Source organism: Mesorhizobium sp. Cs1299R1N3 (assembly GCF_037179625.1).
In the GTDB taxonomy this organism is placed as follows: domain Bacteria; phylum Pseudomonadota; class Alphaproteobacteria; order Rhizobiales; family Rhizobiaceae; genus Mesorhizobium; species Mesorhizobium salmacidum.
On the sequence record NZ_JAPYKQ010000003.1, the window covers coordinates 248,117 to 270,490 of the forward strand.

The 22,374-nt window shown below is 65.4% G+C and carries 21 protein-coding genes, 1 tRNA gene and 1 riboswitch; of the genes, 7 read left to right on the forward strand and 15 right to left on the reverse strand.

Annotation, left to right across the window (positions count from 1 at the left end):
• Positions 1–18: 18 nt before the first annotated feature.
• Positions 19–94, forward strand: a tRNA-Lys gene (locus tag O7B34_RS09720).
• A gap of 717 nt (positions 95–811) precedes the next feature.
• Here the strand turns inward: O7B34_RS09720 and cobT are convergent.
• The 7 genes from cobT to cbiE are packed head-to-tail and all read right to left on the reverse strand — an operon-like array spanning position 812 to position 7,152.
• Positions 812–1,822 carry a nicotinate-nucleotide--dimethylbenzimidazole phosphoribosyltransferase gene (gene cobT, locus O7B34_RS09725; protein ID WP_337145844.1) on the reverse strand — a complete coding sequence of 337 codons (1,011 nt, stop codon included), beginning with the start codon at positions 1,820–1,822 and terminating at the stop codon, positions 812–814.
• Positions 1,823–1,861: 39 nt separating this feature from the next.
• The gene (cobS, locus tag O7B34_RS09730; protein ID WP_337145846.1) at positions 1,862–2,638 is read right to left on the reverse strand and encodes an adenosylcobinamide-GDP ribazoletransferase; all 777 of its coding nucleotides are present in this window, start codon (positions 2,636–2,638) and stop codon (positions 1,862–1,864) included.
• A 3-nt stretch (positions 2,639–2,641) separates the two neighbouring features.
• Entirely contained in the window at positions 2,642–3,955 is a 1,314-nt protein-coding gene (locus O7B34_RS09735) for a cobyrinate a,c-diamide synthase (RefSeq protein WP_337145848.1), read from the reverse strand.
• Positions 3,952–4,770, reverse strand: coding sequence for a uroporphyrinogen-III C-methyltransferase (gene cobA / locus O7B34_RS09740; protein WP_337145850.1), 819 nt, complete (start codon positions 4,768–4,770; stop codon positions 3,952–3,954). The genes O7B34_RS09735 and cobA overlap by 4 nt, the downstream gene beginning before the upstream one ends.
• Positions 4,767–5,531 carry a precorrin-4 C(11)-methyltransferase gene (cobM, locus tag O7B34_RS09745; RefSeq protein WP_337145852.1) on the reverse strand — a complete coding sequence of 255 codons (765 nt, stop codon included), beginning with the start codon at positions 5,529–5,531 and terminating at the stop codon, positions 4,767–4,769. The genes cobA and cobM overlap by 4 nt, the downstream gene beginning before the upstream one ends.
• Positions 5,528–5,914, reverse strand: coding sequence for a cobalamin biosynthesis protein (locus O7B34_RS09750; protein WP_337145854.1), 387 nt, complete (start codon positions 5,912–5,914; stop codon positions 5,528–5,530). Before O7B34_RS09750 ends, cobM begins: the two co-directional genes overlap by 4 nt.
• A complete protein-coding gene (gene cbiE / locus O7B34_RS09755) occupies positions 5,911–7,152 on the reverse strand; it encodes a precorrin-6y C5,15-methyltransferase (decarboxylating) subunit CbiE (protein WP_337145855.1) in 1,242 nt (413 codons plus the stop codon). Before cbiE ends, O7B34_RS09750 begins: the two co-directional genes overlap by 4 nt.
• 1 nt (position 7,153) lies before the next feature.
• Between cbiE and O7B34_RS09760 the strand changes: the two genes are divergently transcribed.
• Positions 7,154–7,921: a cobalt-precorrin-6A reductase gene (locus O7B34_RS09760; protein ID WP_337145857.1), complete on the forward strand. Its 768-nt coding sequence runs from the start codon at positions 7,154–7,156 to the stop codon at positions 7,919–7,921.
• On the opposite strand, the gene O7B34_RS09765 is transcribed toward O7B34_RS09760, so the two are convergent.
• From O7B34_RS09765 to O7B34_RS09800, 8 genes are all read right to left on the reverse strand, one after another.
• Positions 7,885–8,649 carry a precorrin-3B C(17)-methyltransferase gene (locus O7B34_RS09765; RefSeq protein ID WP_337145859.1) on the reverse strand — a complete coding sequence of 255 codons (765 nt, stop codon included), beginning with the start codon at positions 8,647–8,649 and terminating at the stop codon, positions 7,885–7,887. The two genes, O7B34_RS09760 and O7B34_RS09765, sit on opposite strands and share 37 nt — an antisense overlap.
• Positions 8,646–9,404 carry a precorrin-2 C(20)-methyltransferase gene (locus O7B34_RS09770; RefSeq protein ID WP_337145861.1) on the reverse strand — a complete coding sequence of 253 codons (759 nt, stop codon included), beginning with the start codon at positions 9,402–9,404 and terminating at the stop codon, positions 8,646–8,648. Before O7B34_RS09770 ends, O7B34_RS09765 begins: the two co-directional genes overlap by 4 nt.
• Positions 9,401–10,033 (reverse strand): precorrin-8X methylmutase, encoded by a 633-nt coding sequence (locus O7B34_RS09775; RefSeq protein WP_337145862.1) that lies wholly within the window; start codon positions 10,031–10,033, stop codon positions 9,401–9,403. Before O7B34_RS09775 ends, O7B34_RS09770 begins: the two co-directional genes overlap by 4 nt.
• A gap of 2 nt (positions 10,034–10,035) precedes the next feature.
• Complete coding sequence (gene cobG, locus O7B34_RS09780; protein WP_442920958.1) at positions 10,036–11,502, reverse strand: precorrin-3B synthase; 1,467 nt, start codon at positions 11,500–11,502, stop codon at positions 10,036–10,038.
• Positions 11,499–15,038, reverse strand: coding sequence for a cobaltochelatase subunit CobN (locus O7B34_RS09785; protein WP_337145863.1), 3,540 nt, complete (start codon positions 15,036–15,038; stop codon positions 11,499–11,501). Before O7B34_RS09785 ends, cobG begins: the two co-directional genes overlap by 4 nt.
• Before the next feature lie 19 nt (positions 15,039–15,057).
• Positions 15,058–16,095, reverse strand: a complete 1,038-nt coding sequence (gene cobW, locus O7B34_RS09790) for a cobalamin biosynthesis protein CobW (protein WP_337145864.1) — start codon at positions 16,093–16,095, stop codon at positions 15,058–15,060.
• Positions 16,092–16,526: a DUF1636 family protein gene (locus O7B34_RS09795; protein WP_337146126.1), complete on the reverse strand. Its 435-nt coding sequence runs from the start codon at positions 16,524–16,526 to the stop codon at positions 16,092–16,094. Before O7B34_RS09795 ends, cobW begins: the two co-directional genes overlap by 4 nt.
• A gap of 38 nt (positions 16,527–16,564) precedes the next feature.
• Positions 16,565–16,773, reverse strand: a riboswitch (cobalamin riboswitch).
• A 29-nt stretch (positions 16,774–16,802) separates the two neighbouring features.
• Positions 16,803–18,002 (reverse strand): winged helix-turn-helix domain-containing protein, encoded by a 1,200-nt coding sequence (locus tag O7B34_RS09800; protein WP_337145865.1) that lies wholly within the window; start codon positions 18,000–18,002, stop codon positions 16,803–16,805.
• A 335-nt stretch (positions 18,003–18,337) separates the two neighbouring features.
• Here O7B34_RS09800 and O7B34_RS09805 point away from each other — a divergent pair, with 335 nt between their 5' ends.
• The 5 genes from O7B34_RS09805 to O7B34_RS09825 are packed head-to-tail and all read left to right on the forward strand — an operon-like array spanning position 18,338 to position 22,366.
• Positions 18,338–18,703, forward strand: coding sequence for an NADH-quinone oxidoreductase subunit A (locus O7B34_RS09805; protein WP_010910112.1), 366 nt, complete (start codon positions 18,338–18,340; stop codon positions 18,701–18,703).
• The gene (locus O7B34_RS09810; protein WP_027145296.1) at positions 18,694–19,275 is read left to right on the forward strand and encodes a NuoB/complex I 20 kDa subunit family protein; all 582 of its coding nucleotides are present in this window, start codon (positions 18,694–18,696) and stop codon (positions 19,273–19,275) included. Before O7B34_RS09805 ends, O7B34_RS09810 begins: the two co-directional genes overlap by 10 nt.
• Before the next feature lie 4 nt (positions 19,276–19,279).
• Positions 19,280–19,882 carry an NADH-quinone oxidoreductase subunit C gene (locus O7B34_RS09815; protein WP_027145295.1) on the forward strand — a complete coding sequence of 201 codons (603 nt, stop codon included), beginning with the start codon at positions 19,280–19,282 and terminating at the stop codon, positions 19,880–19,882.
• Positions 19,883–21,073: an NADH-quinone oxidoreductase subunit D gene (locus O7B34_RS09820; RefSeq protein WP_027145294.1), complete on the forward strand. Its 1,191-nt coding sequence runs from the start codon at positions 19,883–19,885 to the stop codon at positions 21,071–21,073.
• Positions 21,074–22,366, forward strand: coding sequence for an NADH-quinone oxidoreductase subunit E (locus O7B34_RS09825; protein ID WP_337145866.1), 1,293 nt, complete (start codon positions 21,074–21,076; stop codon positions 22,364–22,366).
• Positions 22,367–22,374 lie beyond the last annotated feature (8 nt).

Below are 22,374 nucleotides of genomic sequence, written 5' to 3' on the forward strand. Positions count from 1 at the left end.
GGTTTTTGCCGGCCGAGTGGGTGCGTAGCTCAGTTGGTAGAGCAGCTGACTCTTAATCAGCGGGTCCACAGTTCAATCCTGTGCGCACCCACCAAATTCTAACAAAATCAATTTGTTGGACGAGGTGAGGGACCCTGACGGATGCAGGCGGAAGTCCGTGTCCGCACTATGTCCAAATGTTTTGGGCCAGCACCCACACTTTTCGCATCATGCTCTAGATGCGTGTCATACCATTCTCCCGGGTGCCAAATGTCGCGCTGGCGGTGGCCGATCAGTGCTTGGCCCTTGGTCTGTTCCACAGCCCACTTCGATGATTCCCACCAGTGCGCGAACAAACTCAACCATGTCGTTTGCCGTGATGGCTGCCGTGTCGGGGTTTTGCCCGATGTGCTCGGCGGCTCCGCAACATGCGCGGCGGATGAGATCGTAGTGTATATCCCTTTCATCCTCCGGCAACGCCGCCAACTTCATGGCTCGGCTATGAATCAACCGCAGCAATAGTTCGAGAGCTGCTCCGACACTCATGCGTTTGCTCCGCATTGGTCGAGCGTCCCGGCGCTTGAGGGCGCGCGTTTGGAACGTCCGATGAGGAGGCGTTTCCCGTCCCCGTATGGAAGGCTGCATCACAGTCGTTAATATATTCTTTCTTGCTAATATGCATCCATCGCTGAGCCTGCAGAAAGGCCGGGCGGCGCCCGGTGCCTCTTCTTGCGGTTGAAATTTCCCTCAGTCCGAGCAAGGACTTCGCGAACCCCCTGTTTTGGGGCCTTCGAAAATTTATGAGGGTTTGTACATCAAGGCGATCCGCGCATTACTTTTCCGAGACGCCCGCCTCGGCAAAACTCGCCATTCTCGCATGACACTCCAGCGCCGAGCGCACGATGTTGACGGCCAGGCACGCGCCGGAGCCTTCGCCGAGCCGCATCCCAAGGTCGAGCAACGGCGGCAGGGCGAGCGCTTCGAGCAGGCCGCGATGGCCCGATTCGGCGGAGACATGTGCCGCGGTCGTATGAGCAAGGCCGGTTGGGTGCAGCTTTGCCAGCGGCGCGGCGGCGGCGGTGCAGACGAAGCCGTCTAGCAGCACGGGTATGCCCAGATGCCGTGCGGCGAGCGTGGCGCCGAAGATGGCGGCGAGTTCGCGCCCGCCGAGGCTGGCTGCGACCCCCAGCGGATCGGCAAGGGCAGCGGCGTGGCGCTTCAGGCCGGCTTCGATGGCGACCACCTTGCGCTTCAGTCCGGCATCGTCGACGCCGGTGCCGCGCCCGGTCCATTTTTCGGCACCACCGCCGAAAAGCGCCGCCGAAATGGCGGCGGCCGGCGTGGTGTTGCCGATGCCCATTTCGCCAAAACAGACGAGGTCCAGATCTTTCGTCACCGCGTCGTAACCGGCCGAGACGGCGGCGAGGAAGGTTTTCTCATCCATTGCGGGCACTTGGGTGAAATCGCCGGTTGGATGATCGAGGTCGAGCGGGATGACGTCGAGCTCGGCGCCGGCGATGCGGGCGAGCTGGTTGATGGCAGCACCCCCGCCAGCGAAATTCGCCACCATTTGCACGGTGACTTCCGAAGGATAGGCCGACACGCCTTGCGCGGTGACGCCGTGGTTGCCGGCGAAGACGAAGACCTTCACGCGGTCGAGCTTCGGCATGTCGCGGCCTTGCCAGCGCGCCAGCCACGCGGCGATCGTTTCCAGCCGGCCGAGGCTGCCTTGCGGCTTGGTCAGCGTATCCTGGCGGCTGGCAACGGCACTGGCTGCCGCCTCGCTGCCGGTGGGCAGGTCGAGACAGGCGGCGCGCAGTTCATCGAGGGATTTGAAGGGCATGGGGGCAAGGTCTCCGGAAGGGAATCAGGCAAAAGGGGATCAGGAAAGAGCTACGGAAGCGACGAGAAGCACCGCGATCTCGCTCAATTGCTGCAAGGCGCCAACCGTGTCGCCGGTCTGGCCATTGATCTGGTTGAGGCAAAGGGCGTGAAAGGCAGCAAACAGCAGGCCAAGCAGGATGAGCGCGGCGATGGCGCCGCCGGGGCCAAGCAGGAGCAGCGGAATCGCGCCAAGCACGGCGCCGGCTATTGCCATTTCGAGTGAGACGGTGCCGGCGTTTGCCGAGAGGCCGTCGGATCGCGCTGACGGCAAAAGATGCATAAAGGCGCCGAGCACGCCGCGCGAAGCGGCATGCGCAGCCACCAGAGCAAAGAGGGCTTGCGTGGGATCGGTGAGTTCCGAAAGCGCGCTCCAGCGGATCAGCAGCGATAGCGCCAGCGCCGTGGCCCCATAGGCGCCGATGCGGCTGTCGCGCATGATCTCGAGCTTGCGTCCGCGCGACTTGCCGCCGCCGAAGCCATCGGCGACGTCGGACAGCCCATCCTCGTGCAGGCAGCCTGTGGTGAGCACGGTTGCAACGAGGGCGAGGGCGGCCGACGGTCCTATGGCAAGGCCAAACCGTTCCGCCGTGGCAAAGACGATCGCGCCGATCAAGCCGACGACAAGGCCGGCAATGGGGGCGGCCCAGATCGCGGCGGCGAGGCTGCGGCCACGAAAATCGAAGACGGGCAGCGGCAGGCGGGTGAAGAAGACCAGGCAAAGGGCGATGTCATCGAGGACTTGCCGAGGCGACAGGGTGATTCTTGGGCGCCTCATGGTTTAGGCCCGTGCAATGGCGTGGAAGAAGGTGCCACTGACATGGCCACGCCGGTAGCCGGAAGTGCCGAGCGGATTGCCCTGGCCGTCGGCGAGGTCGGCCAGCGGCTCATCATTGCCGGTGGCCATCATCTGCGCATAGTGGAATTCGTGACCTCGGATCAGTGCGCCTTGCGGCCCCAGCGGACAGTCGGCGCGCAGCCGTGCTTCACGGTAGCCGAGATTCATCTTGCGCCTGGCGAAGCTGGTGGAATGGCCGAGCAGGCCGAGCATGCGATGCGTTTCGCCGCCGGCATCCTCCAGCGCTTCACCAAGCACCATGAAGCCACCGCACTCACCATGGATCGGCTTCTTCTCGGCGAAACGCGCCATTCCCACATGGAAATTCGTGGCGGCGGCCAGCTTGCCGGCGTGAAGCTCTGGATAGCCGCCGGGCAGCCAGCAGACATCGCAATCCTCGTCCGGCGCTTCGTCGGCGAGCGGCGAGAACGGGACAATTTCCGCGCCTGCCTTGCGCCAACAGGCGGCGACATGCGGGTAGAGGAAGCTGAAGGCGGCATCCTCGGCCAGTGCGATGCGCTGGCCGGGCGGCCGCAGCGCGTCGGTGAAGTCGCCAATCGCCGGGGCGAGGGGTGTTGCCAGCGCCATGATCGCGTCGAGGTCGAGCGACTTCTCCGCCATGTCGGCCAGCCGGTCGAGATGCGCCATCAGATCGTCATATTCTCCGGCCTGGACGAGGCCGAGATGGCGCTCGGGCAGGTTCAACGTGGGATCACGCAAGATGGCGCCGACGACGGGCAGGCCGATCGCCTCGATGGCGTCGCCGGACAGCCGCCGGTGACGCTCGCTGCCCAGCCGGTTGAGCACGACACCCGCCATCCGCACATCCGGATCGTAGGTGGCAAAACCCTTGGCGACGGCCGCCGCCGTGGTCGACTGGCCGGACACATCGAGCACCAGCAGCACCGGCAGGCCGTAAAGCCGGGCGAGATCGGCGGCGGAACCGGTGCGGCCGGACGAGGCCGGAATACCGTCGAACAGGCCCATGGCGCTTTCGAGGATGACGAAGTCGGCATCGTCGGCCGCCTGTGCGGCCAGCGCATTGAGCAGTGACGGCGACATCGCCCAGCTGTCGAGATTGACACCGGTCAGGCCGGTGGCGGCGGTGTGGAAGCCGGGGTCGATATAGTCCGGGCCGGATTTGGCGCCGCGCACCTTCAGGCCGCGCCGGGTGAGCGCGCGCAGAATGCCGATGGTGACGCTGGTCTTGCCCGAGCCGGAGCGCGGCGCGCCGATGATGATCGCGCGCGCCGTCATGCTTGCGCCGCCAGTGCCGCGCGCATCGCGACGATGCCGCCGACGACGATCAGTGCCGGTGAGGCGAGCCCGGCAGCCGCCGCTTCCTCGGCAATGGTGGCGAGCGTGGCGACGACGGTTCGCTCCTGTGGTGTCGTCGCGGCGACAATCACGGCCGCCGGCGTCGATGGCGCCAACCCGCCGTCGAGCAGGGCGGCTGCTATCAGCGGCAGGTTGGCCATGCCCATATAGACGACCACAGGCTGGCCGGTGCGGGCGATCGCTGCCCAGTCGATGTCGTCATCGGTGCCGGCGGCATGGCCGGTCGCCAGGATGATAGCCTTGTTGATGCCGCGCATGGTGGCCGGGATGCCGGTGGCGGCCAATGCGCTGAGGCCAGATGTCAGGCCCGGCAGCACACGGAACGGGATGTTTTCGCGCGCCAGCGCCAGCGCCTCTTCGCCGCCGCGGCCGAAAATATAGGGATCGCCGCCCTTCAGCCTGACGACGCGGCGGCCTTCACGCGCCAGCCGCACCAGCAAAGCGGTGATGTCGTCCTGCTTCATCGAGGGCTGGCCGCCGCGTTTTCCGGCAAAGAAAAGCTCGGTGTTACCGGCCACTGCCACGACATCTGGCGAAACCAGCGCGTCGTAGACCAGCGCATCCGCTTCGGCCAACGCCGCCAGCACTTCCAGGGTCAGGCAGCCAGGGTCACCGGGGCCGGCGCCGGCCAGCCAGACATGGCCCGGCTCAAGCGGACGCGGCTTGAAGTTCAGCCGCGCGAGCGCCTGTTCGAGCGTGGCGTTTTCGCCTTTGTTGCTGGTGCTGCCGCTCACAATCCGTCCCGTCCGCGAAAACGCCGCTGATAATGGGCGTCGTATAATGAACTCTCGCCAAAGTCTTCCGCCGCCAGCGAGCGGCCGACGAAGATGAGCGCCGTACGCTCCATCGGATCGGCGGCCAGCAGCGCCTCGATGGTCTCCAACGTGCCGGTCAGCACGCGCTCGTCCGGCCAGGAGGCGCGGAAGACGATCGCGACCGGGCAATCCACGCCATAGTGCGGCGTCAGTTCGGCAACGACGCGGTCGATGGCGTGGATGGCAAGGTGAATGGCCAGGGTGGCGCCGGTGCGGCCGAAGGCGGCCAGCGTTTCGCCGGGCGGCATTTTCGACGCACGCCCTGAAACGCGGGTCAGCACCAGGCTTTGCGCGACTTCGGGAATGGTCAGCTCGCGGCGAAGTGCTGCTGCGGCGGCGGCGAAGGAAGGAACGCCCGGGGTTAGCGTGTAGGGGATGCCATGCTTTTCCAGCCGGCGGATCTGCTCGGCGACAGCGCTCCACACCGACAGGTCGCCGGAGTGCAGGCGGGCAACCTCATGGCCGGCCTTGTGGGCCGCCACATATTCAGCCTCGATCTCGTCCAGCGACATCGGCGCGGTGTCGATCAATTTTGTTCCCGGCGCGCAATGCTGCAGCAATTCCGGCGCGACGATGGAGCCGGCGTGGAGACAGACCGGGCAACGCGCCAAGAGCCTGGCACCGCGCAGCGTGATGAGGTCGGCCGCACCCGGCCCGGCGCCGATGAAATGAACGGTCATGGTGCGTCTCCGCTGATGGCGATGGCGCAGGTGACCGCGCCGAGCACGGTGCGTGGACCAAGCAGGCTGGCGCCTTTGCCGGCGACGGCAAGGGCGGAGGCTTCCGAGACCGATGGGGTGCCGGCCAGGTCCCGCGAGAGGCTGGAGTTGCTGAGCGTCCGCGGCGAGGCGGCCTGAAGGGCTGCGTTATCGACGATGATGACGGGAAGGTTCAGCTTGCGACCGGCGGCGGCGATCGCGTCTTCATCCTTCTTGAGCGCCGCGGTGGCCAATGCCGAAAGAGCCGTCATCGCTAATCCGTGTGCTTCCAGAGCGGTTTCTATCACCGCGAGCACGTCTTTGACGGTGACGCCTTTGCGGCTGCCGATGCCCGCGACCATCATGGCTTAACCCAGCTCCATTGCGTGATAGGCATGGCCGGCCGCCATGCCTGCATGGAGCCGACCGGCGAAGCGCGGGAGATGGCGATGCGGGTGAGATCGCCGCCGCGCTTTGTGTGCTGGGCGAGAAGCAGGGCTTCCATTTCCAGCGTCACCGCGTTGGCGACAAGACGGCCACCGGCGCGCAGGGCCTTGATGGCGGCGGTCAACATGCCGGCGTCGCTGCCGCCGCCGCCGATGAACACGGCATCGGGCATCTCCAGCCTGGCCAGTGCCTTGGGCGCGCTGCCTTCCACAATGACGAGGCCGGGAACGCCACAGGCAACGGCGTTGTGGCCGATGCGGGCGGCGCGGGCCGGATCGGCCTCGATGGCGATGGCGCGCATCGAGGGGTGGGCGAGCATCCATTCGATGCCAATCGAACCCGAGCCGGCGCCGACATCCCACAGCAATTCGCCGCGCCTCGGCGCCAGCGCCGACAGGGTAACGGCGCGGATTTCGCGTTTGGTGATCTGGCCGTCATGCTCGAACAGATGATCGGCAAGGCCTGATGTGAGCGGCAGCACGCGCGCTTGCGGTTTCGAATCAATTTCGATGGCCAGCACGTTGAGGGGATTGATGTTTTCGAGGTTGAAGGCGTCGGCACGAACCGAACGCAATGTCTCCTTCGGCCCGCCTAACGCTTCCAGGACCGTCAACCGCGAAGCGCCGAAGTCTAGTTCGGTGAGCAGGCGCCCAATTGCAGCAGGTGCATCGCCATCCGATGTCAGCGCCAGGATGCGTGCGTTGGGCTGCAGCAGCGGGCGGATCAGGTCGATCGGCCGGCCATGCAGTGAGACGGTTTCGATGTCCTGCAGCGCCCAGCCAAGACGGGCGGCTGCCAGCGAAATGGCTGACGGCGCTGGGATGACATACATCTCGCGCGGGTTGACCTTGCGGGCGAGGGTGGCGCCGACCCCGTGGAAGAACGGGTCACCGGAGGCGAGCACGCAGACGTTTCTGCCGGCAAGCGCCAAGACCTCGGCCATCCCGGCATCGAACGGAACCGGCCAGGGTCGCGGCTTGCCCCTGGCAAAGGAAGCGACGAGCGCCAGGTGCCGCTTGCCACCGAAGATGAACTCCGCCTCGGCGATCCGCCGCTTGGCCTCGTCGCCGAGACCCGCTAAACCGTCCTCGCCGATGCCGACGATGGTGAGCCATCTGGAGTTGAGCTTGGCGCCGCGCGGACCCTTAGCAGGCATGATGACCCACCGCATTCTGATCCTTGGCGGTACCACCGAAGCCCGGCAACTGGCCGGAGAACTGGCGGCGCGCGCCGATTGCTGGGTCACGCTTTCGCTGGCCGGCCGCACGCAAAGCCCCGTTGCGCAGGGTGTGCCCGTGCGAAGCGGAGGATTCGGCGGCGCCGATGGTCTGGCTGCTTATCTCAGCGAGACAGCCACTGGTCTGCTGATCGATGCCACGCATCCCTACGCGGCGCGAATCTCCGCCAATGCGGCGATGGCCGCGCGCAAGACCGGCGTGCCGATCCTTGCCTTGCGGCGCCCGGGCTGGGAGGCCGGCCAAGGCGACCGCTGGCTTGAGGTCGACAGCGTTGCCGAGGCCGCGCGGGCGCTTGGCGATGCGCCGCGCCGTGTGTTTCTGGCGCTTGGCCGCCAGGAGGTCGCAGCCTTCGAGGCAGCGCCCCAGCACCATTATCTCATCCGCAGCGTCGATCCGGTCGAGCCGAAGCTGGCGGTTGCCGATGCCGTGTACCTGTTGGCGCGCGGACCGTTTGGCGAGACCGACGAGCGCGCTCTGCTCGAAAAACATCGCATCGATGTCGTGGTATCGAAGAACAGCGGCGGCGCGGCCACCTATGGCAAGATCGCCGCCGCGAGGGCGCTTGGCATCGAGGTGGTCATGGTGCGCAGGCCCGATCTGCCGGACGTGCCTTCGGCTGAAACCGTCGAAGCGCTGGCCGCGATGGTGCGTCATTTTGTGGAGCCCGATGCCGAGCGCGGCGTGTAGACCAGCGCCGGCTTGTCGCCACGCTTGATGATCCGGGTCTCCGGCGAGCCGATGATGATGCAGGTCGCCATGTCGGCCTTTTCTGCGTCGACATCGGCCAGCAGATAGGCCTCGATGCGCTCGTCCGGACGGCCGGCGGCGCGGCCGAAGATCACCGGCGTCGTGCCGGGCAGGATGGCGGTCAGGCATTCGAAGGCGCGGCCAAGTTGCCAGGGACGCGCCTTGCTGATCGGGTTGTAGAGAGCGATGACGAAGCCGGCGCCGGCCGCCGCCAGCAGGCGCAACTCGATCAAATCCCAAGGCTTCAGATTGTCGGACAGCGAGATGGCACAAAAATCATGGCCGAGCGGCGCGCCGATGCGGGCGGCGACCGCCAGCATGGCGGTGACGCCAGGCACGACTGTGACATCGACCGCACGCCATTCGGCCGGACCGGCCTCGATCGCCTCACAGACCGCCGCGGCCATGGCGAACACGCCGGGATCGCCACCGGATACCACGGCGACGTCGTGGCCCTCGGCGGCCTTGGTCAGGGCCTCCTTGGAGCGGGCGAGTTCCTCACGATTGTCTGAAGCGACGCGGGTCTGGTCGGGGCGGAGGTCAAGCCGGTCGAGATAGGGCTTGTAGCCATAGAAGAATTTTGCCTCCGCGATAGCGCGGCTGGCTTGCGGGGTGACCTGGTCGGCATTGCCGGGCCCGAGGCCGATGACGGTGAGACGGCCGCTCATGCCTGCGCTCCAGCCACGCCGGGTCGACCGGACCAGCCGGCAACCAGCACGATGGCGAAATAGGGCGCCTTGTCGTCCGGCTTGTCGACAAGCTTCATCGAGACGCTGCCGGCCATGGTACCGCGCTCGACGTAGACGGCACGCGTCAGCTTGCCGGTCACCTCCAGGGCGCGCTTGATCTTAGGCAAGTTGCGACCGACCTTCATGATGACGGCGGCATCGGTGTCGGCAAGGCGGCGCGTCAGGTCGAATTCGCTCATCGTGCCAGGCAGCACGGTCAGCACGTCGTCGCCCTGGACGATCGGCACGCCGGTCTGCGACCAGCAGCCGGACATGGCGGTGATGCCGGGAATGACCTCGGTCGGGTAGCGATGGGCAAGGCGCACATGCAGGTGCATGTAGGAGCCGTAGAACAGCGGGTCGCCTTCGGAGAGCACGGCAACCATTTTGCCGGCGTCGAGGTGCTCGGCGACCCTGTCGGCCGACTCCTCGTAGAAACCTGATATCTGCGAGCGGTAATCGTCGTGATCCTTGTCGATCTCGGTGGTCACGGGATAGAGCAGCGGCAGTTCCAGCATGTCGGGCCGGAAGCGCGCCTCGACGATGGCGCGGGCATTGCTGTTGTTGCCGCGTTTGGCGAAATAAGCCACGACATCGGCCTCGGCCAAGGTCCGTGCGGCCTTCAGCGTCAGCAATTCGGGGTCGCCGGGACCGGTGCCGACGCCGACGAGACGGCCTTTGGGGAGCGCGTTCACAGGCCCGGCCTCGCCAGTGAATTGAGCGCTGCGGCGGTCATGGCGCTGCCGCCAAGCCTGCCGCGCACGATGGCGTAGGGCACGCCGTAGGAATTTTCGGCCAGCGCATCCTTGGATTCGGCAGCACCGACAAAACCGACTGGCATGCCGATGATGGCGGCTGGCTTAGGCGCGCCATCGCGCAGCTTTTCCAGCAAGTAGAAGAGTGCGGTCGGCGCATTGCCGATGGCGACGACCGAACCGGCCATGCGCTCGCCCCAAAGGTCGATCGCGGCGGCCGAGCGGGTATTGCCGATCTCCCTGGCGATGTCGTGCGTGCGCTGGTCCCGCAAGGTGCAGATCACCTCATTGCCGGCCGGCAGCCGGGCGCGGGTGACGCCATGCGAGACCATTTCCGCGTCGCAGAAGATCGGCGCGCCGGCCGCCAGAGCGGTGCGGGCGGCGGTGACGAAATCGTTGGAGAAAACGAAACGACTTGCTGCCTCGACCTGGCCGCAGGCATGGATCATGCGGATGGCGACATCGGCCTCGGCTTCGGAAAAGCGCGACAGATCAGCCTCGGCGCGAATGATGGCGAAGGAGCGCTCGTAGATCGCTGTGCCGTCGTGGATATAGTCATAGGCGGCCATGCTCATTCCTGTTTGTAGGTCTCAGCGATGCCGGCCGGTCCTAGCCTTGTCAGGCAAGCGGCGGCGGGTTCGCCTTGAAATCGTGCGCTGCGGATCACCGCCGCGACGCGGCTGATGCCGCGCGCGGCGTCATAGCCCGGCCTGTAGCCGGCAGGAAGGGCCTTTGCCGTCGCGTTCACGACAAGTCCGGCTCCATTTTCACCGCCGACAATTGTTAGTGCTGCTGGGCCGGGATGTGCGCAGCCCTTGGCGCAGCCGGAAACGTGCAGGGTAAAGTCGAGGATGTCCGCGTTCTCGGCGGCGATCGCCTCGGCGATGTCGCGGGTCGCGATCCGGCCGGACGCACAGGCCGGCGTGCCGGGGCAGGCGGCGATGCGCGTGCGCGGGTCGGCGGGGGAGGTGACGAAGCCGAGGGTGGCGGCGGCCTCATGAAGGGATTGTTTGGCGTCCGCCGGCTGGCCGAGGAACAGCAGGGCGCGGCCTGGGACGAGGCGGATTTCGGTTGCGCCGAGGGCGAGGGCGCTTTGCGCGAGGCCGATGATTTTTTCAGCTGGCATGCTGCCGTAGGGGAGGCCGATGCCGAGGGCGTGGCCGTTGTGCACGTCGAAGATGCCAACCGGTAGGCGGCTGCGCTCTACGGCGCCCCCCTCTGTCCTGCCGGACATCTCCCCCTCAAGGGGGGAGATCGGCAGCTTTGCCCCTAGCACTTCCGTTTCAACGTCAAGAATTGGCGAAGACAGCGATAACAGCGCAATCTCCCCCCTAGAGGGGGAGATGTCCGGCAGGACAGAGGGGGGCGCCACAGAGTGCCAGCTTGCGAGAGACTCCAATTGCCGCCTCGACAAATCCCGCGTGTGCGCCTCGCGGCCTTTCTCGGCAACCATCCGCAGCGCCGCGACAGCAATGTCGCGCGCCGCATCCTCATCCGCCACAGTGAGCAGCTTGGCGGTCTGCCCATCACCCGCGACAGACACACGCCAACGGTAGCCAGCATCGGCCCGCACCGCCTTCAACCTGACATCCGCCGTCACCGCATCCAGCGTCAGTTGCCCGCCGCCGTCGACGATCACCGCAACCTTCGGCCCCAGCCTTGTTGCCAGCCCGGCTTCCTCAACGGCCACCCTGATCCGCTCAGCCATCGGTCTCGGATCGGCGATCTCCCGCGGGTCAATGCCGGCCAGCGGGCCGGTCTCGACCGGGACGCCGGTGCGCACCGCGATGCCCAGCGCATCGACCTCCACTGCCAGCAACGCAGCGCTTTCCGCTGTCAGGCCGCGTATCTGCAGGCTGCCGCGCGCCGTTACTTCCATGATGCCGTTGCCGTGCCGCACAGCGGATTCGGCCAACGCGATCAAGAGCTTCGGCGATAGGCCTCCTGGGACCGGGTTGAGCCGCACCAGCAGGCCGTCGCCTGTCTGCATCGGTGCCGACAAAGCAGGGCAGGCGCCACGGCGCGAGAAGGCGTTCATGCCGCGACCCCGAGCGCGTTGGCCTCGGCGATCAGTGCGGCGAGATCGTCGTCGATGGAATTGCGCAAGGGATGCCAGAGGCCGCGCCGGCGCGCCGACAGGAAGCGCTCGGCGATGACTTTGGCGGCGGCGGGGTTTTCGCGCAGGATGAAGGCGCGAACTTCCGGATCGCCGAGATAGGCATCATGCACGGCCTCGATCAGCGCGCCTGAAATGACATGGGTGGTCTCGGCGAAGCCGACCAGCCGGTCGACCGTCTCGGCGAATTCGGAGGCGCCGCGCGGACCGTGGCGCATCTGCCCAGATATGAAGCGGGCGTTGACGGCACGGGCACGCACCACGCGCGACACTGCTTCGCCAACCGATCGCGGTGTCGGCTTCTGCGGGTCCGTGGTGTCGAGCACGATGACGTCGGCGTTCCTGCCGAGTGTCGCCAAGGCGGCCGAAAAGCCGCCGATGAAGGCGACGTCGGCGGAACCTTCGAGAATGTCGCGGCCGGGGTCGTCGCCGGTGTGGACCAGAAGATCGGCTTCGGCGATGCGGTCTTCAAACGCTCCGGGTGCCGAGACGCCTTCGCCGCCGGCACCGCCATAGGCATGCGAGGTGGCGTCGAGATAGGCGCGGCCGATTTCTTCCCGCGCCGCCCAGTCGCCGCTGGACAAAATCTCTTCGACGCCGGCGCCGTAAGTGCCGGGCGAGGTGCCGAAGATGCGTGGGCTGACCTTGCCGTCGGCGCGGGTCCTGGCGGCGAGCGGGTTTTCTGAATCGTCCTCGTCGCGCGCAGCAACGGCGTTGGCGGCGGCGTCGATCAGTGCGATCTGGGTCGGGAACATGTCGCGGAACAGGCCTGATATGCGCCAGGTGACGTCGACGCGCGGGCGGCCGAGCGTCGCCGGCGGCAGCACCTCGATGCCGGTGATGCGGCCGGTCGCGGCGTCCCATTGCGGCCGGCAGCCCATCAACGCAAGGCCCTGCGCGATCTCCTCACCGCCGGTGCGCAGCGAGGCCGAGCCCCAGAGGTCCGTCACCAGCGAGCGCGGCCAGTCGCCATGCGATTGCATGTAGGCGCGCACCACTTCTTCCGCCGCCGCCTTGCCGAGATCATAGGCGGTCGGGGTCGGCATGGTGCGCGGGTCCGAGGTGAACAGGTTGCGGCCAGTGGGCAAGACATCGGAGCGCCCGCGCGCGGGCGCGCCGGCCGGGCCCGCCATGACGTGACGGCCATCGAGCGCGCCGAGCAGCGCGGCCTTCTCGGCTTCCGCGCTTTGCCTGCGCATGGGATCGGGCTCGTCGTCCGGGACGCGACCATAGATATGCAGCCCGTCCTTGATGGCAAAGTCCTTGAGATCGCAGAGCCAGGCGTCGATGCGGCGCAGCGCTTCGTCGGGCGCATCGGTTTTGGCGACGCCGGCTTCGGAGGCGAGGCCGGTCTTTTGCGCGGTTTCGACAATCAGTTTCGCCAGCCGGTCACGACGACGGCGGTCGAGGCCGTCGGCCTGGGCGTATTCGTCGACCAGCCGTTCGAGCCGTTGCTGGTTCTCGTCCAGTCCGGCGCCTGTCAGCGGCGGCGGCAGATGACCAAGGGTGACCGCGGCAATGCGCCGTTTGGCCTGTGCCGCTTCGCCGGGGTTGGAGACGATGAAGGGATAGATGACGGGCAGGGAGCCGGTCACGATCTCGGGAAAGCAGGCTTGCGAAAGCGCGACGGTCTTGCCGGGCAGCCATTCCAGCGTGCCGTGTGCGCCGACATGGATGAGAGCGTGGACGCCAAGCGATTTGCGCAGCCACAGGCCGAACGCGATCAAAGCGTGGCGCGGAGGCAGCGTCGGATCGTGGTAGTCGGCGCGGCGGTCCGCGGAACGGCCGCGGTCGGGGGCGAGTGCGACGGTGATGTTGCCGAAATGCGCGGCGCGGAAGGCGAAGTGTTTTTTGCCTGATAGCGAAGGTCTTCGCGAGGCGCCCCCCTCTGTCCTGCCGGACATCTCCCCCTCTAGGGGGGAGATTGGCAGCTTCGGCGCTCCGCTCGCCTCTGCGACAGTGGGCATTGGCGAAAACGGTGATGAGGGCTCGATCTCCCCCCTTGAGGGGGAGATGTCCGGCAGGACAGAGGGGGGCGCCTCGCGACGACCTGTCACGCTTTCCGCTCTGCCCCAAGCAGCCTCAACTGCGGCCATTGCCGCTCCTGGCAACTCCGTCGAAAAGGAGTGATAGTCTTCCAGCCTCAGCCCACCGTCGCCGCGCTCCAGCAAATCCAGCAATTCACGCGGCGTTTGCGGAATCCCATCAACGGCATAGCCCTGTTCGCTCAAGTCCCGCAGTATGGCCAGCACGCTGGACGGCACATCCAGCCCGACCGCATAGCCGGTGCGGCCGGGAGCACTGGGATAATCGGGAATGAGGATCGCCAGCTTGCGTTCGGCGCGCGGGGTCTGCTGCAAACGGGTGAAGGCCTCTACGCGCCTAGCCACTTGCTCAACACGATCCAGTTCCGGCCGGTTGGCCAAGGCGCGGTGGCCCAGCGCCGGGTCGACATCGCTCTCGCCCTTGAAAGAGATGGCGCCGGCAAGGATGCGGCCATCGAGTTCGGGCAGCACGACATGCATGGCAAGGTCGGCGGGCGCCAGTCCGCGCTGATTGTTTTCCCATACGTCGCGGCGCGTGGTGGCGACGATGACCTGGAAGACAGGCACGCCGGCGCGGTCGAACGGGGTTTCCACGCCGGGCTCGGCGCCAGAAGCGAAAGCTGTCGCGGTGATGATGGCGGCGGGTTTCAGCGATGCGATGGCATTTTCGACGAACGCCAGGGACACCGGATCCTTGAGACTGGAAACGAAGATCGGGACCGGTGCCAGTCCCTGGGAGTGCAAAGCCTCGGCCAGCGCATCGATCGGGGCGACATCGGCTGCAAGCAGCATCGATCGGTAGAAGAGAATCGGGATGATGGGAGCGCCGGCATTTGAAAGGTCCGGCTGTTCTGCGACCCCCAATCCAGATTGATAGTAACCAGCCTTCGGCACGCTGACCGGACTGGCGACGGGCATATCCTGTCCAGCCAGGCCTGCCAGCCTGTGCACCAGGGCGCTCATATTGGCCGGGCCGCCCTCGCGGAAATAGCCGAGCAGGCCGTCGAGTTCGGCGCGCGGCAGCGTCGAGGCTTCGATCAGCCTGAGATCCTCGTCATGGCTTTCACCCGGAAGCAGCGCCAGCTTTATGCCGCGCTCGCGGGCGATTGCCGCGAGCTGGTCGCAGCCATAGCGCCACCAGTCGTAGCCGCCGAGGATGCGCACCATGATGACCTTGGCATGGCGGGCGACGCTGTCGATCCAGAGATCGACGGACATGGGATGGCGCAGGTCGCGCAGTGCGGCGAGCCGCATCGACGGCAAGCGATCGGCGTCGGCCTTCCATGCCGCCGCCAGCCCGGCGAGATCGCTGTCGGTGAAGGACAAGGCCACGATATCCGCCGGCACCTGCCGGAGGTCGACAGGCTCGGCGAGATCGTCGAGCGAGGCGGAGTTCGTGGTGAGGATGTGCATCGCGGCCCGTGCCTGAAAATCAGCCGGCGAGGATACGTTCGATCGCCGGACGGTTCAGCCCCTTGAGGCCAATGACGACGAGGCGCGAGCGGCGGTCGTCCCCGGCGGTCCAGGCCCGGTCGTAGTAATGATTGACGCGCGGGCCGACGGCCTGCAGCAGGAGCCGCATCGGCTTGCCACCAACCTCGACGAAGCCTTTCACCCGCAGCACGTTTTCCTGTTCGGCGGCGGCGGCGACGCGTCTTGCCAGTTCGTCCGGATTGGCGATCGAGGGCATGTCGACGATGAACGAGTCGAAGTCGTCATGCTCGTGGTCGAATGCGCCGTCGTGATGGGATTTGCGGTTCTCGATGTCGTCCTCGACGGCGAGACCAAGCCCGAGCAGCACCGAGGGATCGACCTTGCCGTGAGACGTCGGCACGATCTTCACGGCGCGTGCGGAGTGTTCGTTGACGATGGCGTTGGCGCGGGCCGAACCGGCGGCGTCCATCAGGTCGCTCTTCGACAGGATGATCAGATCGGCGCAGGCGATCTGGTCCTCGAACACCTCCTCGACCGGATCATCATGGTCGAGGCTTTCATCCCCGGCGCGCTGCGCCTGCAGGGCGTCCATGTCGTTGGCGACGCGACCTTCGGCAAGTGCGGGACCATCGACCACGGCGATGACGCCATCGACGGTCACGCGGCTCTTCACCGTCGGCCACTGGAAGGCCTGGACCAGCGGCTTGGGCAAAGCGAGGCCCGAGGTTTCGATCAGGATATGGTCAACCTTCGGCGTCAGCGACAGGATCTGGTCGAGCGCCGGCACGAAATCGTCGGCGACGGTGCAGCAGATGCAGCCATTGGCCAGCTCGACGATGTTTTCCGCTGGGCAGGTGTCGATACCGCAGCCCTTGAGGATCTCGCCGTCGATGCCGATGTCACCGAACTCGTTGACAATGATCGCGATACGCTTGCCGCCGGCGTTTTCCAGGAGATGGCGGACCAGAGTCGTCTTGCCGGCGCCGAGGAAACCGGTGACGACGGTGCAGGGAACACGGGAAACGGATGCGGTCATATCAAGTCTTTCAGCATGTCGAGGGGAGGGATGCGGGCCACGAGGCCGCGCTTGAGGCTATCGGGCCGGCCTCGCCAGGGAATGAGGCCGTCGCTGGAGGTGGCGAAGAGTTTCGCGCCGGTGACGAGATCGGCGCCGCTGGTCGTGGTCAGATCGCCGAAGACATAGCTCCAGCACCCGTCACGCAGGATCGCGGCGCTCAGTCGGCGTTTGCAATTGCCGAGGCATTCGACGGTGCGGATGCGGATGTTGTCGCCCGAGGCGGCCTGGCGCGTATCTTCGGCCAAAAGTTCGCCGGCCCGAGGGTGGGCGTCGGAGCCGGTCTCGTCGCGACAGGAGGCGCAGACGATGACAGTGATGCCGGCCAGGGAATCATCCCCGCCGGACGAAATGTCCGTTGTTTCAGCCGAAAAACTGCTGTCGCGATCCAAATCAGGCTCCTTGCCCGGAAAACCCGCCGGGCGATCGGATACTTGCATTCCAGACGGCAGGTCTCCTGGCTCGCGGGTCATCGCCTTTGGGTAGCCGCCTTCCCGGGACAATCCCAGTGGCTTTCGGCCTTGGCTCTTCGCTCACAGTTGCGGGGACAGCCGCGGATTTGGGATTTTTCAATCCCGCACCGCATTCCCTCTTGGCTCCTCCCTTTGCCGAGAGGAGACCGTCTGGATCCGATTTAGGCTCTTGCGGGCAGCGGTGTCAACGCGAGCTTACGACACCGTGATGTCGGACAGCGCCGGGCCCAGATCGCCGGCAGGCGTCACTTCGATGCGTTCGAGGCCAAGCCAGTCCTGCATCTGCTTCAATTCCTCGAAGAGCTGAGCGGCGGTTCCGGGCGGTGCGCAGGCCTCGGCGTAAGCGGCATGGACACGCAGGACACTTGCCGGCCGGTCTGCCTTGAGGTCGACGCGCGCAACGATCCTGTCGCCGAGCAGGAAGGGCAGGACGTAATAGCCGTATTGGCGCTTGTCGGCCGGCGTGTAGATCTCGATCCGGTAGTGAAAATTGAACAGCCGCTCTGAGCGCGAGCGCTCGAAGACAACGGGGTCGAACGGCGCCAGCAGGGCGCGGGCCTCGATCTTGCGTGGCAAACGCGCGTCTCTATAGAGGTAAGCCGGCTTGTCCCAGCCCTCGACGCGAACAGGCAGCAGTTCGCCGAGTTCGACCAGTTCCTCCAGCCGGCCTTTCATGTCGGCGGGGGAGAGTCGAAAATAGTCGCGCAGGTCGCCTGATGTCGCGATGCCGTGGGCGCGGGCGGAGATGCGCAGCAATTCACGATGCGCGTCTTCAGTTGCGGGCACCGGCGTATCGAGGATCGCCTGCGGCAGCACCCGCTCCGGCAGGTCGTAGAAGCGCTCGAAGCCGCGCCGGTGCGCCGTGGTGATGCGCCCGGCCCAGAACAGCCATTCGAAGGCGTGCTTGGCGTGGCTCCAGCCCCACCAGCCGCCGGAGCCTTTCTGGCCCTCCAGCGCGGAAGCGGCGACCGGGCCGCGTGCGACGACCTCGCGGTAGATCTTTTCTATATAGGCGGCGTGCTCGCGGCCCCATTTGGCCAGCCCCAGATACATTTCATCGCCTTGCTCGGCGCGCAGCATGCGCCAGCGCATCAGCGGGTAGGTCTCGACCGGCAGGAACGAGGCCTCATGCGCCCAGTATTCGAAGACCGTGCGCTTGCGGGTCACGGCGGCGTTGTCGAGCAAAGCGAGGGGATAGGGGCCAAGACGCGAATAGAGCGGCATGTAGTGGGCGCGAACCACCGCACTGACGGAATCGATCTGCAGCAGGCCGGTGCGGGACAGAACGCGGGCGAAGTGGCGGCGGTCGGGCGTACCGGCGGGGCGGGGATCGAGAAACCCTTGAGCGGCGAGCGCGATGCGCCGGGCGGCGGCAAGCGAGATCTTTTCCTTCATGCGGATGCGTCTCTGATGGACCTGTCTGGCGTCATTGCGAGGCGTGATTCCAGCCCATGCTAGCAGGGTTTTGGCGGCAACCCTGTCAGGAGAGAAAAGTGGAGTAAATGGCGAAGGAAATCAAACAGGAGCGTATGGGACCAGTTTCTCCCGGATTGCCGTCCAGCTCGGTGTTTTGAACAAGGTTTGACTTGCTTCGCTGGAAGTGCTGCGCTAACCCTCGCCGCGTTGCAGCATAGGCTCCTTAAAACGGTTCAGCGGTTAAACTGTCACGCTTCCGCATTAAGGTCCGGTGCTGTAATCAACGTGGATTGGCGCCAACGGAAAGCCGCTGCATGAACGCACTCCTCAGTTCGTACCTGCCCATCGTCCTATTTATCGGCGTGGCGCTGGTGGTCGGTCTGGCGCTGCTGGCCGCGCCCTTCCTGGTAGCCTACCGCAACCCGGATCCCGAGAAGCTGTCCGCCTATGAATGCGGATTCAACTCGTTCGACGATGCCCGCATGAAATTCGACATCCGCTTCTACCTGGTGTCGATCCTGTTCATCATCTTCGACCTGGAAGTAGCCTTCCTCTTCCCCTGGGCGGTGTCCTTCTCGAAGATTGGCATGCTCGGTTTCTGGTCAATGATGGTGTTTTTGGCAGTGCTGACCATCGGCTTTGCCTATGAATGGAAAAAAGGAGCGCTGGAATGGGATTGAACGACAGTTCAGGCACCCTCGTCGCGCCGAAGCCCAAGGGTATCATCGATCCCAACACCGGCAAGCCGGTGGGGGAGGACGATCCCTTCTTCCTCGAAATCAACAACGAGCTTGCCGACAAGGGTTTTCTGGTCACCTCGACCGAGGCGCTGATCACCTGGGCGCGCAGCGGTTCGCTGATGTTCATGACCTTCGGTCTGGCGTGCTGCGCGGTCGAGATGATCCACACCTCGATGCCGCGCTACGATTCGGAGCGCTTCGGTGTCGCGCCGCGCGCGTCTCCGCGCCAGTCAGACATCATGATCGTGGCCGGCACGCTGACCAACAAGATGGCGCCGGCGTTGCGCAAGGTCTACGACCAGATGCCGGAGCCGCGCTACGTCATCTCGATGGGCTCTTGCGCCAATGGCGGCGGCTACTACCACTATTCCTATTCGGTGGTGCGCGGCTGCGACCGGGTCGTGCCGGTCGACATCTATGTGCCCGGCTGCCCGCCGAGCGCCGAAGCCCTGCTCTACGGCATTCTTCTGCTGCAGAAGAAGATCCGCCGCACCGGCACGATAGAACGGTAAATCCATGGCCGCATCCCTTAGCGAACTGTCGACCTATCTCGGCGAGAAGCTGATCGGCCGCGTCAATGACGCGGTGCTCGCCTATGGCGAGCTCTCCATCAATGTCGAGCCGCGCGATCTGGTCGAAGTGATGACCTTCCTGCGCGACGATGCGCGCTGCCAGTTCATCTCGATCATCGATGTCTGCGGCGCCGACTATCCGTCGCGGGCCAAGCGCTTCGACGTCGTCTACCATCTGCTGTCGCCGAAACAGAATGTCCGCATCCGGGTCAAGGTGCAGGCCGACGAAGAGACGATGGTGCCGTCGATCACCGGCGTTTATCCAGGCGCCGACTGGTTCGAGCGCGAGACCTACGATCTCTATGGCGTGCTGTTCTCAGGCCACCCCGACCTGCGCCGCCTGCTGACCGATTACGGGTTCGAAGGCCATCCGCTGCGCAAGGATTTCCCGCTGACCGGTTTCGTCGAAGTGCGCTACGACGACGAGGCCAAGCGCGTGATCTATGAGCCGGTCGAGCTCAAGCAGGAATTCCGCAATTTCGATTTTCTTTCCCCGTGGGAAGGCACCGACTATGTGCTGCCCGGGGATGAGAAGGCAAAGCAGTAAATGGCTGAAACCTCCGTCCGCAATTTCAACATCAATTTCGGCCCTCAACACCCTGCGGCGCATGGTGTTTTGAGGTTGGTTCTCGAACTCGACGGCGAAGTCGTCGACCGCGTCGATCCGCATATCGGCCTGCTGCATCGTGGTACGGAAAAGCTGATCGAGGCCAAGACCTATCTGCAGGCGGTGCCTTATCTCGATCGGCTCGACTATTGCGCCCCGATGAACCAGGAGCATGCCTTCGCGCTCGCCGCCGAGCGCCTGCTCGGCATCGAGGTGCCGAGGCGCGGCCAGCTGATCCGCGTGCTCTATTGCGAAATCGGCCGCATCATGTCGCACATCCTCAATGTGACGACGCAGGCGATGGACGTCGGCGCTCTGACGCCGCCGCTGTGGGGTTTCGTCGAGCGCGAAAAGCTGATGGTGTTTTATGAGCGGGCCTCCGGCTCGCGCATGCATGCGGCCTATTTCCGTCCCGGCGGCGTCCACCAGGACCTGCCGCGCCAACTGGTCGAGGACATCGGCAAGTGGATCGACCCGTTCCTGAAATCGCTCGATGACCTCGACAAGCTGCTCACCGGCAACCGCATCTTCAAGCAGCGCAATGTCGATATCGGCATTGTTTCGCTGGCCGACGCCTGGGCCTGGGGCTTTTCGGGCGTCATGGTGCGCGGCTCGGGTTCGCCTTGGGACCTGCGCAAGTCGCAGCCCTATGAATGCTATTCGGAAATGGATTTCGACATCCCGATCGGCAAGAACGGCGACTGCTTCGACCGTTATCTCCTGCGCATGGAAGAAATGCGCCAATCGGCGCGGATCATGCGCCAATGCGTCGACCTGCTGCTCGGCAAGGAGAGCACCGGTCCGGTGTCGAACCTCGACGGCAAGGTGGTGCCGCCCAAGCGTGCCGCGATGAAGCGTTCGATGGAAGCGCTCATCCATCACTTCAAGCTCTACACCGAAGGCTATCGCGTGCCGGCCGGCGAGGTCTATGCGGCGGTCGAGGCGCCGAAGGGCGAGTTCGGCGTCTATCTGGTCTCCGACGGCACCAACAAGCCCTACCGCTGCAAGCTGCGCGCACCTGGTTTCGCGCATCTGCAAGCCATGGATTTCCTCTGCCGCGGCCACCTGCTGGCCGACGTCACCGCCGTTCTTGGCTCCCTCGACATCGTGTTTGGTGAGGTCGATCGCTAAATGTCAGTCCGCCGTCTCGCAGAAGCCAGCGTCCAGCCAGCCTCCTTCGCCTTCAACCGGGCGAACGCGGCGGCTGCCAAGCAATGGATCAAGAAGTATCCCAAGGGCCGCGAGCAGTCGGCGATCATTCCGCTTTTGATGCTTGCGCAGGAGCAGGAAGGCTGGGTCACCAAAGCGGCAATCGAGACCATCTCCGACATGCTCGACATGCCTCGCATCCGCGGGCTCGAGGTCGCGACCTTCTACACGCAGTATCAATTGAATCCCGTTGGTACCCGCGCGCACATCCAGGTTTGCGGCACCACGCCGTGCATGCTGCGCGGCTCGGAAGCGCTGATGGATGTGTGCCGCTCGAAAATCCACCACGACCAGTTCCACACCAATGACAAGGGCACCTTGTCGTGGGAGGAGGTGGAGTGCCTCGGCGCCTGCGTCAACGCGCCGATGGTCATGGTGTTCAAGGACACGTTCGAGGATCTGACACCCGAGCGTCTGGCCGAAATCATCGATCTCTATGATGCCGGCAAGGGGGCCTCGGTGGCGCCCGGACCGCAGAATGGCCGTACAGGCTCGGAGCCGGCCTCCGGTTTGACGACGCTGAAGAGCGAAAAGGCGATCCTCAAGTCGACCCGCGACCGGGAGGCCCGGGAAGCAGCCAAGGCTGCCAAGGCAGCACCCGGCGCGATCATCGCGGCGCCGGTGCCGCCACCGGCGGCTGGTGCTCCTGCCGCCCCTGTCGCGCCGTCCAATGCCAGCAAGCCGAAGACCGACGCGCCTGAGACCAGCCCGGCGTTGAAGACGCCTTCAAAGGCCAAGGTGGCGCCGGCGACGGAGAAGGCGGCGAGCGTTTCTGCGCCGCTGCATTCGGCCGCCAATGCCAACAAAGCGGCGCCGGAAGTGGAGAAGGTCTCCAAGCAGCGCAGTGGACCGACGGTCAGGGCCGAACCGGCATCGGCCTTCAAGGCGCCGGAAGCCAAGGTGCCAGTCGCAAAGCCGGCAAAACCATCGCTGGAGGACAAGAACCGTCCGGCCGGTATCGACAGGCCGGCCGCGGTCGACGATCTCAAGTTGATCTCCGGGGTCGGTCCGAAGATCGAGGGTATCCTGCACACGCTGGGCATCTTCACCTTCGCGCAGGTCGCGTCGTGGAAGAAGGCCGAACGAGAGTGGGTCGACGGCTATCTCTCCTTCCAGGGCCGCATCGACCGCGACGACTGGGTCCGCCAAGCCAAGGCGCTCGCCAAGGGCGGCGTCGCCGAATACATCCGCGTCTTCGGCAAGAAGCCGGTCTGAGGGACGAA

Coding starts and splice junctions, on each gene's coding strand:
- cobT (WP_337145844.1), bottom strand. CDS start 1,822: ATGCCCTTCAAATCCCTCGATGAACTGCGCGCCGCCTGTCTCGACCTG.
- cobS (WP_337145846.1), bottom strand. CDS start 2,638: ATGAGGCGCCCAAGAATCACCCTGTCGCCTCGGCAAGTCCTCGATGAC.
- O7B34_RS09735 (WP_337145848.1), bottom strand. CDS start 3,955: ATGACGGCGCGCGCGATCATCATCGGCGCGCCGCGCTCCGGCTCGGGC.
- cobM (WP_337145852.1), bottom strand. CDS start 5,531: ATGACCGTTCATTTCATCGGCGCCGGGCCGGGTGCGGCCGACCTCATC.
- O7B34_RS09750 (WP_337145854.1), bottom strand. CDS start 5,914: ATGATGGTCGCGGGCATCGGCAGCCGCAAAGGCGTCACCGTCAAAGAC.
- cbiE (WP_337145855.1), bottom strand. CDS start 7,152: ATGCCTGCTAAGGGTCCGCGCGGCGCCAAGCTCAACTCCAGATGGCTC.
- O7B34_RS09760 (WP_337145857.1), top strand. CDS start 7,154: ATGACCCACCGCATTCTGATCCTTGGCGGTACCACCGAAGCCCGGCAA.
- O7B34_RS09765 (WP_337145859.1), bottom strand. CDS start 8,649: ATGAGCGGCCGTCTCACCGTCATCGGCCTCGGGCCCGGCAATGCCGAC.
- O7B34_RS09775 (WP_337145862.1), bottom strand. CDS start 10,033: ATGGCCGCCTATGACTATATCCACGACGGCACAGCGATCTACGAGCGC.
- cobG (WP_442920958.1), bottom strand. CDS start 11,502: ATGAACGCCTTCTCGCGCCGTGGCGCCTGCCCTGCTTTGTCGGCACCG.
- O7B34_RS09785 (WP_337145863.1), bottom strand. CDS start 15,038: ATGCACATCCTCACCACGAACTCCGCCTCGCTCGACGATCTCGCCGAG.
- cobW (WP_337145864.1), bottom strand. CDS start 16,095: ATGACCGCATCCGTTTCCCGTGTTCCCTGCACCGTCGTCACCGGTTTC.
- O7B34_RS09800 (WP_337145865.1), bottom strand. CDS start 18,002: ATGAAGGAAAAGATCTCGCTTGCCGCCGCCCGGCGCATCGCGCTCGCC.
- O7B34_RS09805 (WP_010910112.1), top strand. CDS start 18,338: ATGAACGCACTCCTCAGTTCGTACCTGCCCATCGTCCTATTTATCGGC.
- O7B34_RS09810 (WP_027145296.1), top strand. CDS start 18,694: ATGGGATTGAACGACAGTTCAGGCACCCTCGTCGCGCCGAAGCCCAAG.
- O7B34_RS09815 (WP_027145295.1), top strand. CDS start 19,280: ATGGCCGCATCCCTTAGCGAACTGTCGACCTATCTCGGCGAGAAGCTG.
- O7B34_RS09820 (WP_027145294.1), top strand. CDS start 19,883: ATGGCTGAAACCTCCGTCCGCAATTTCAACATCAATTTCGGCCCTCAA.
- O7B34_RS09825 (WP_337145866.1), top strand. CDS start 21,074: ATGTCAGTCCGCCGTCTCGCAGAAGCCAGCGTCCAGCCAGCCTCCTTC.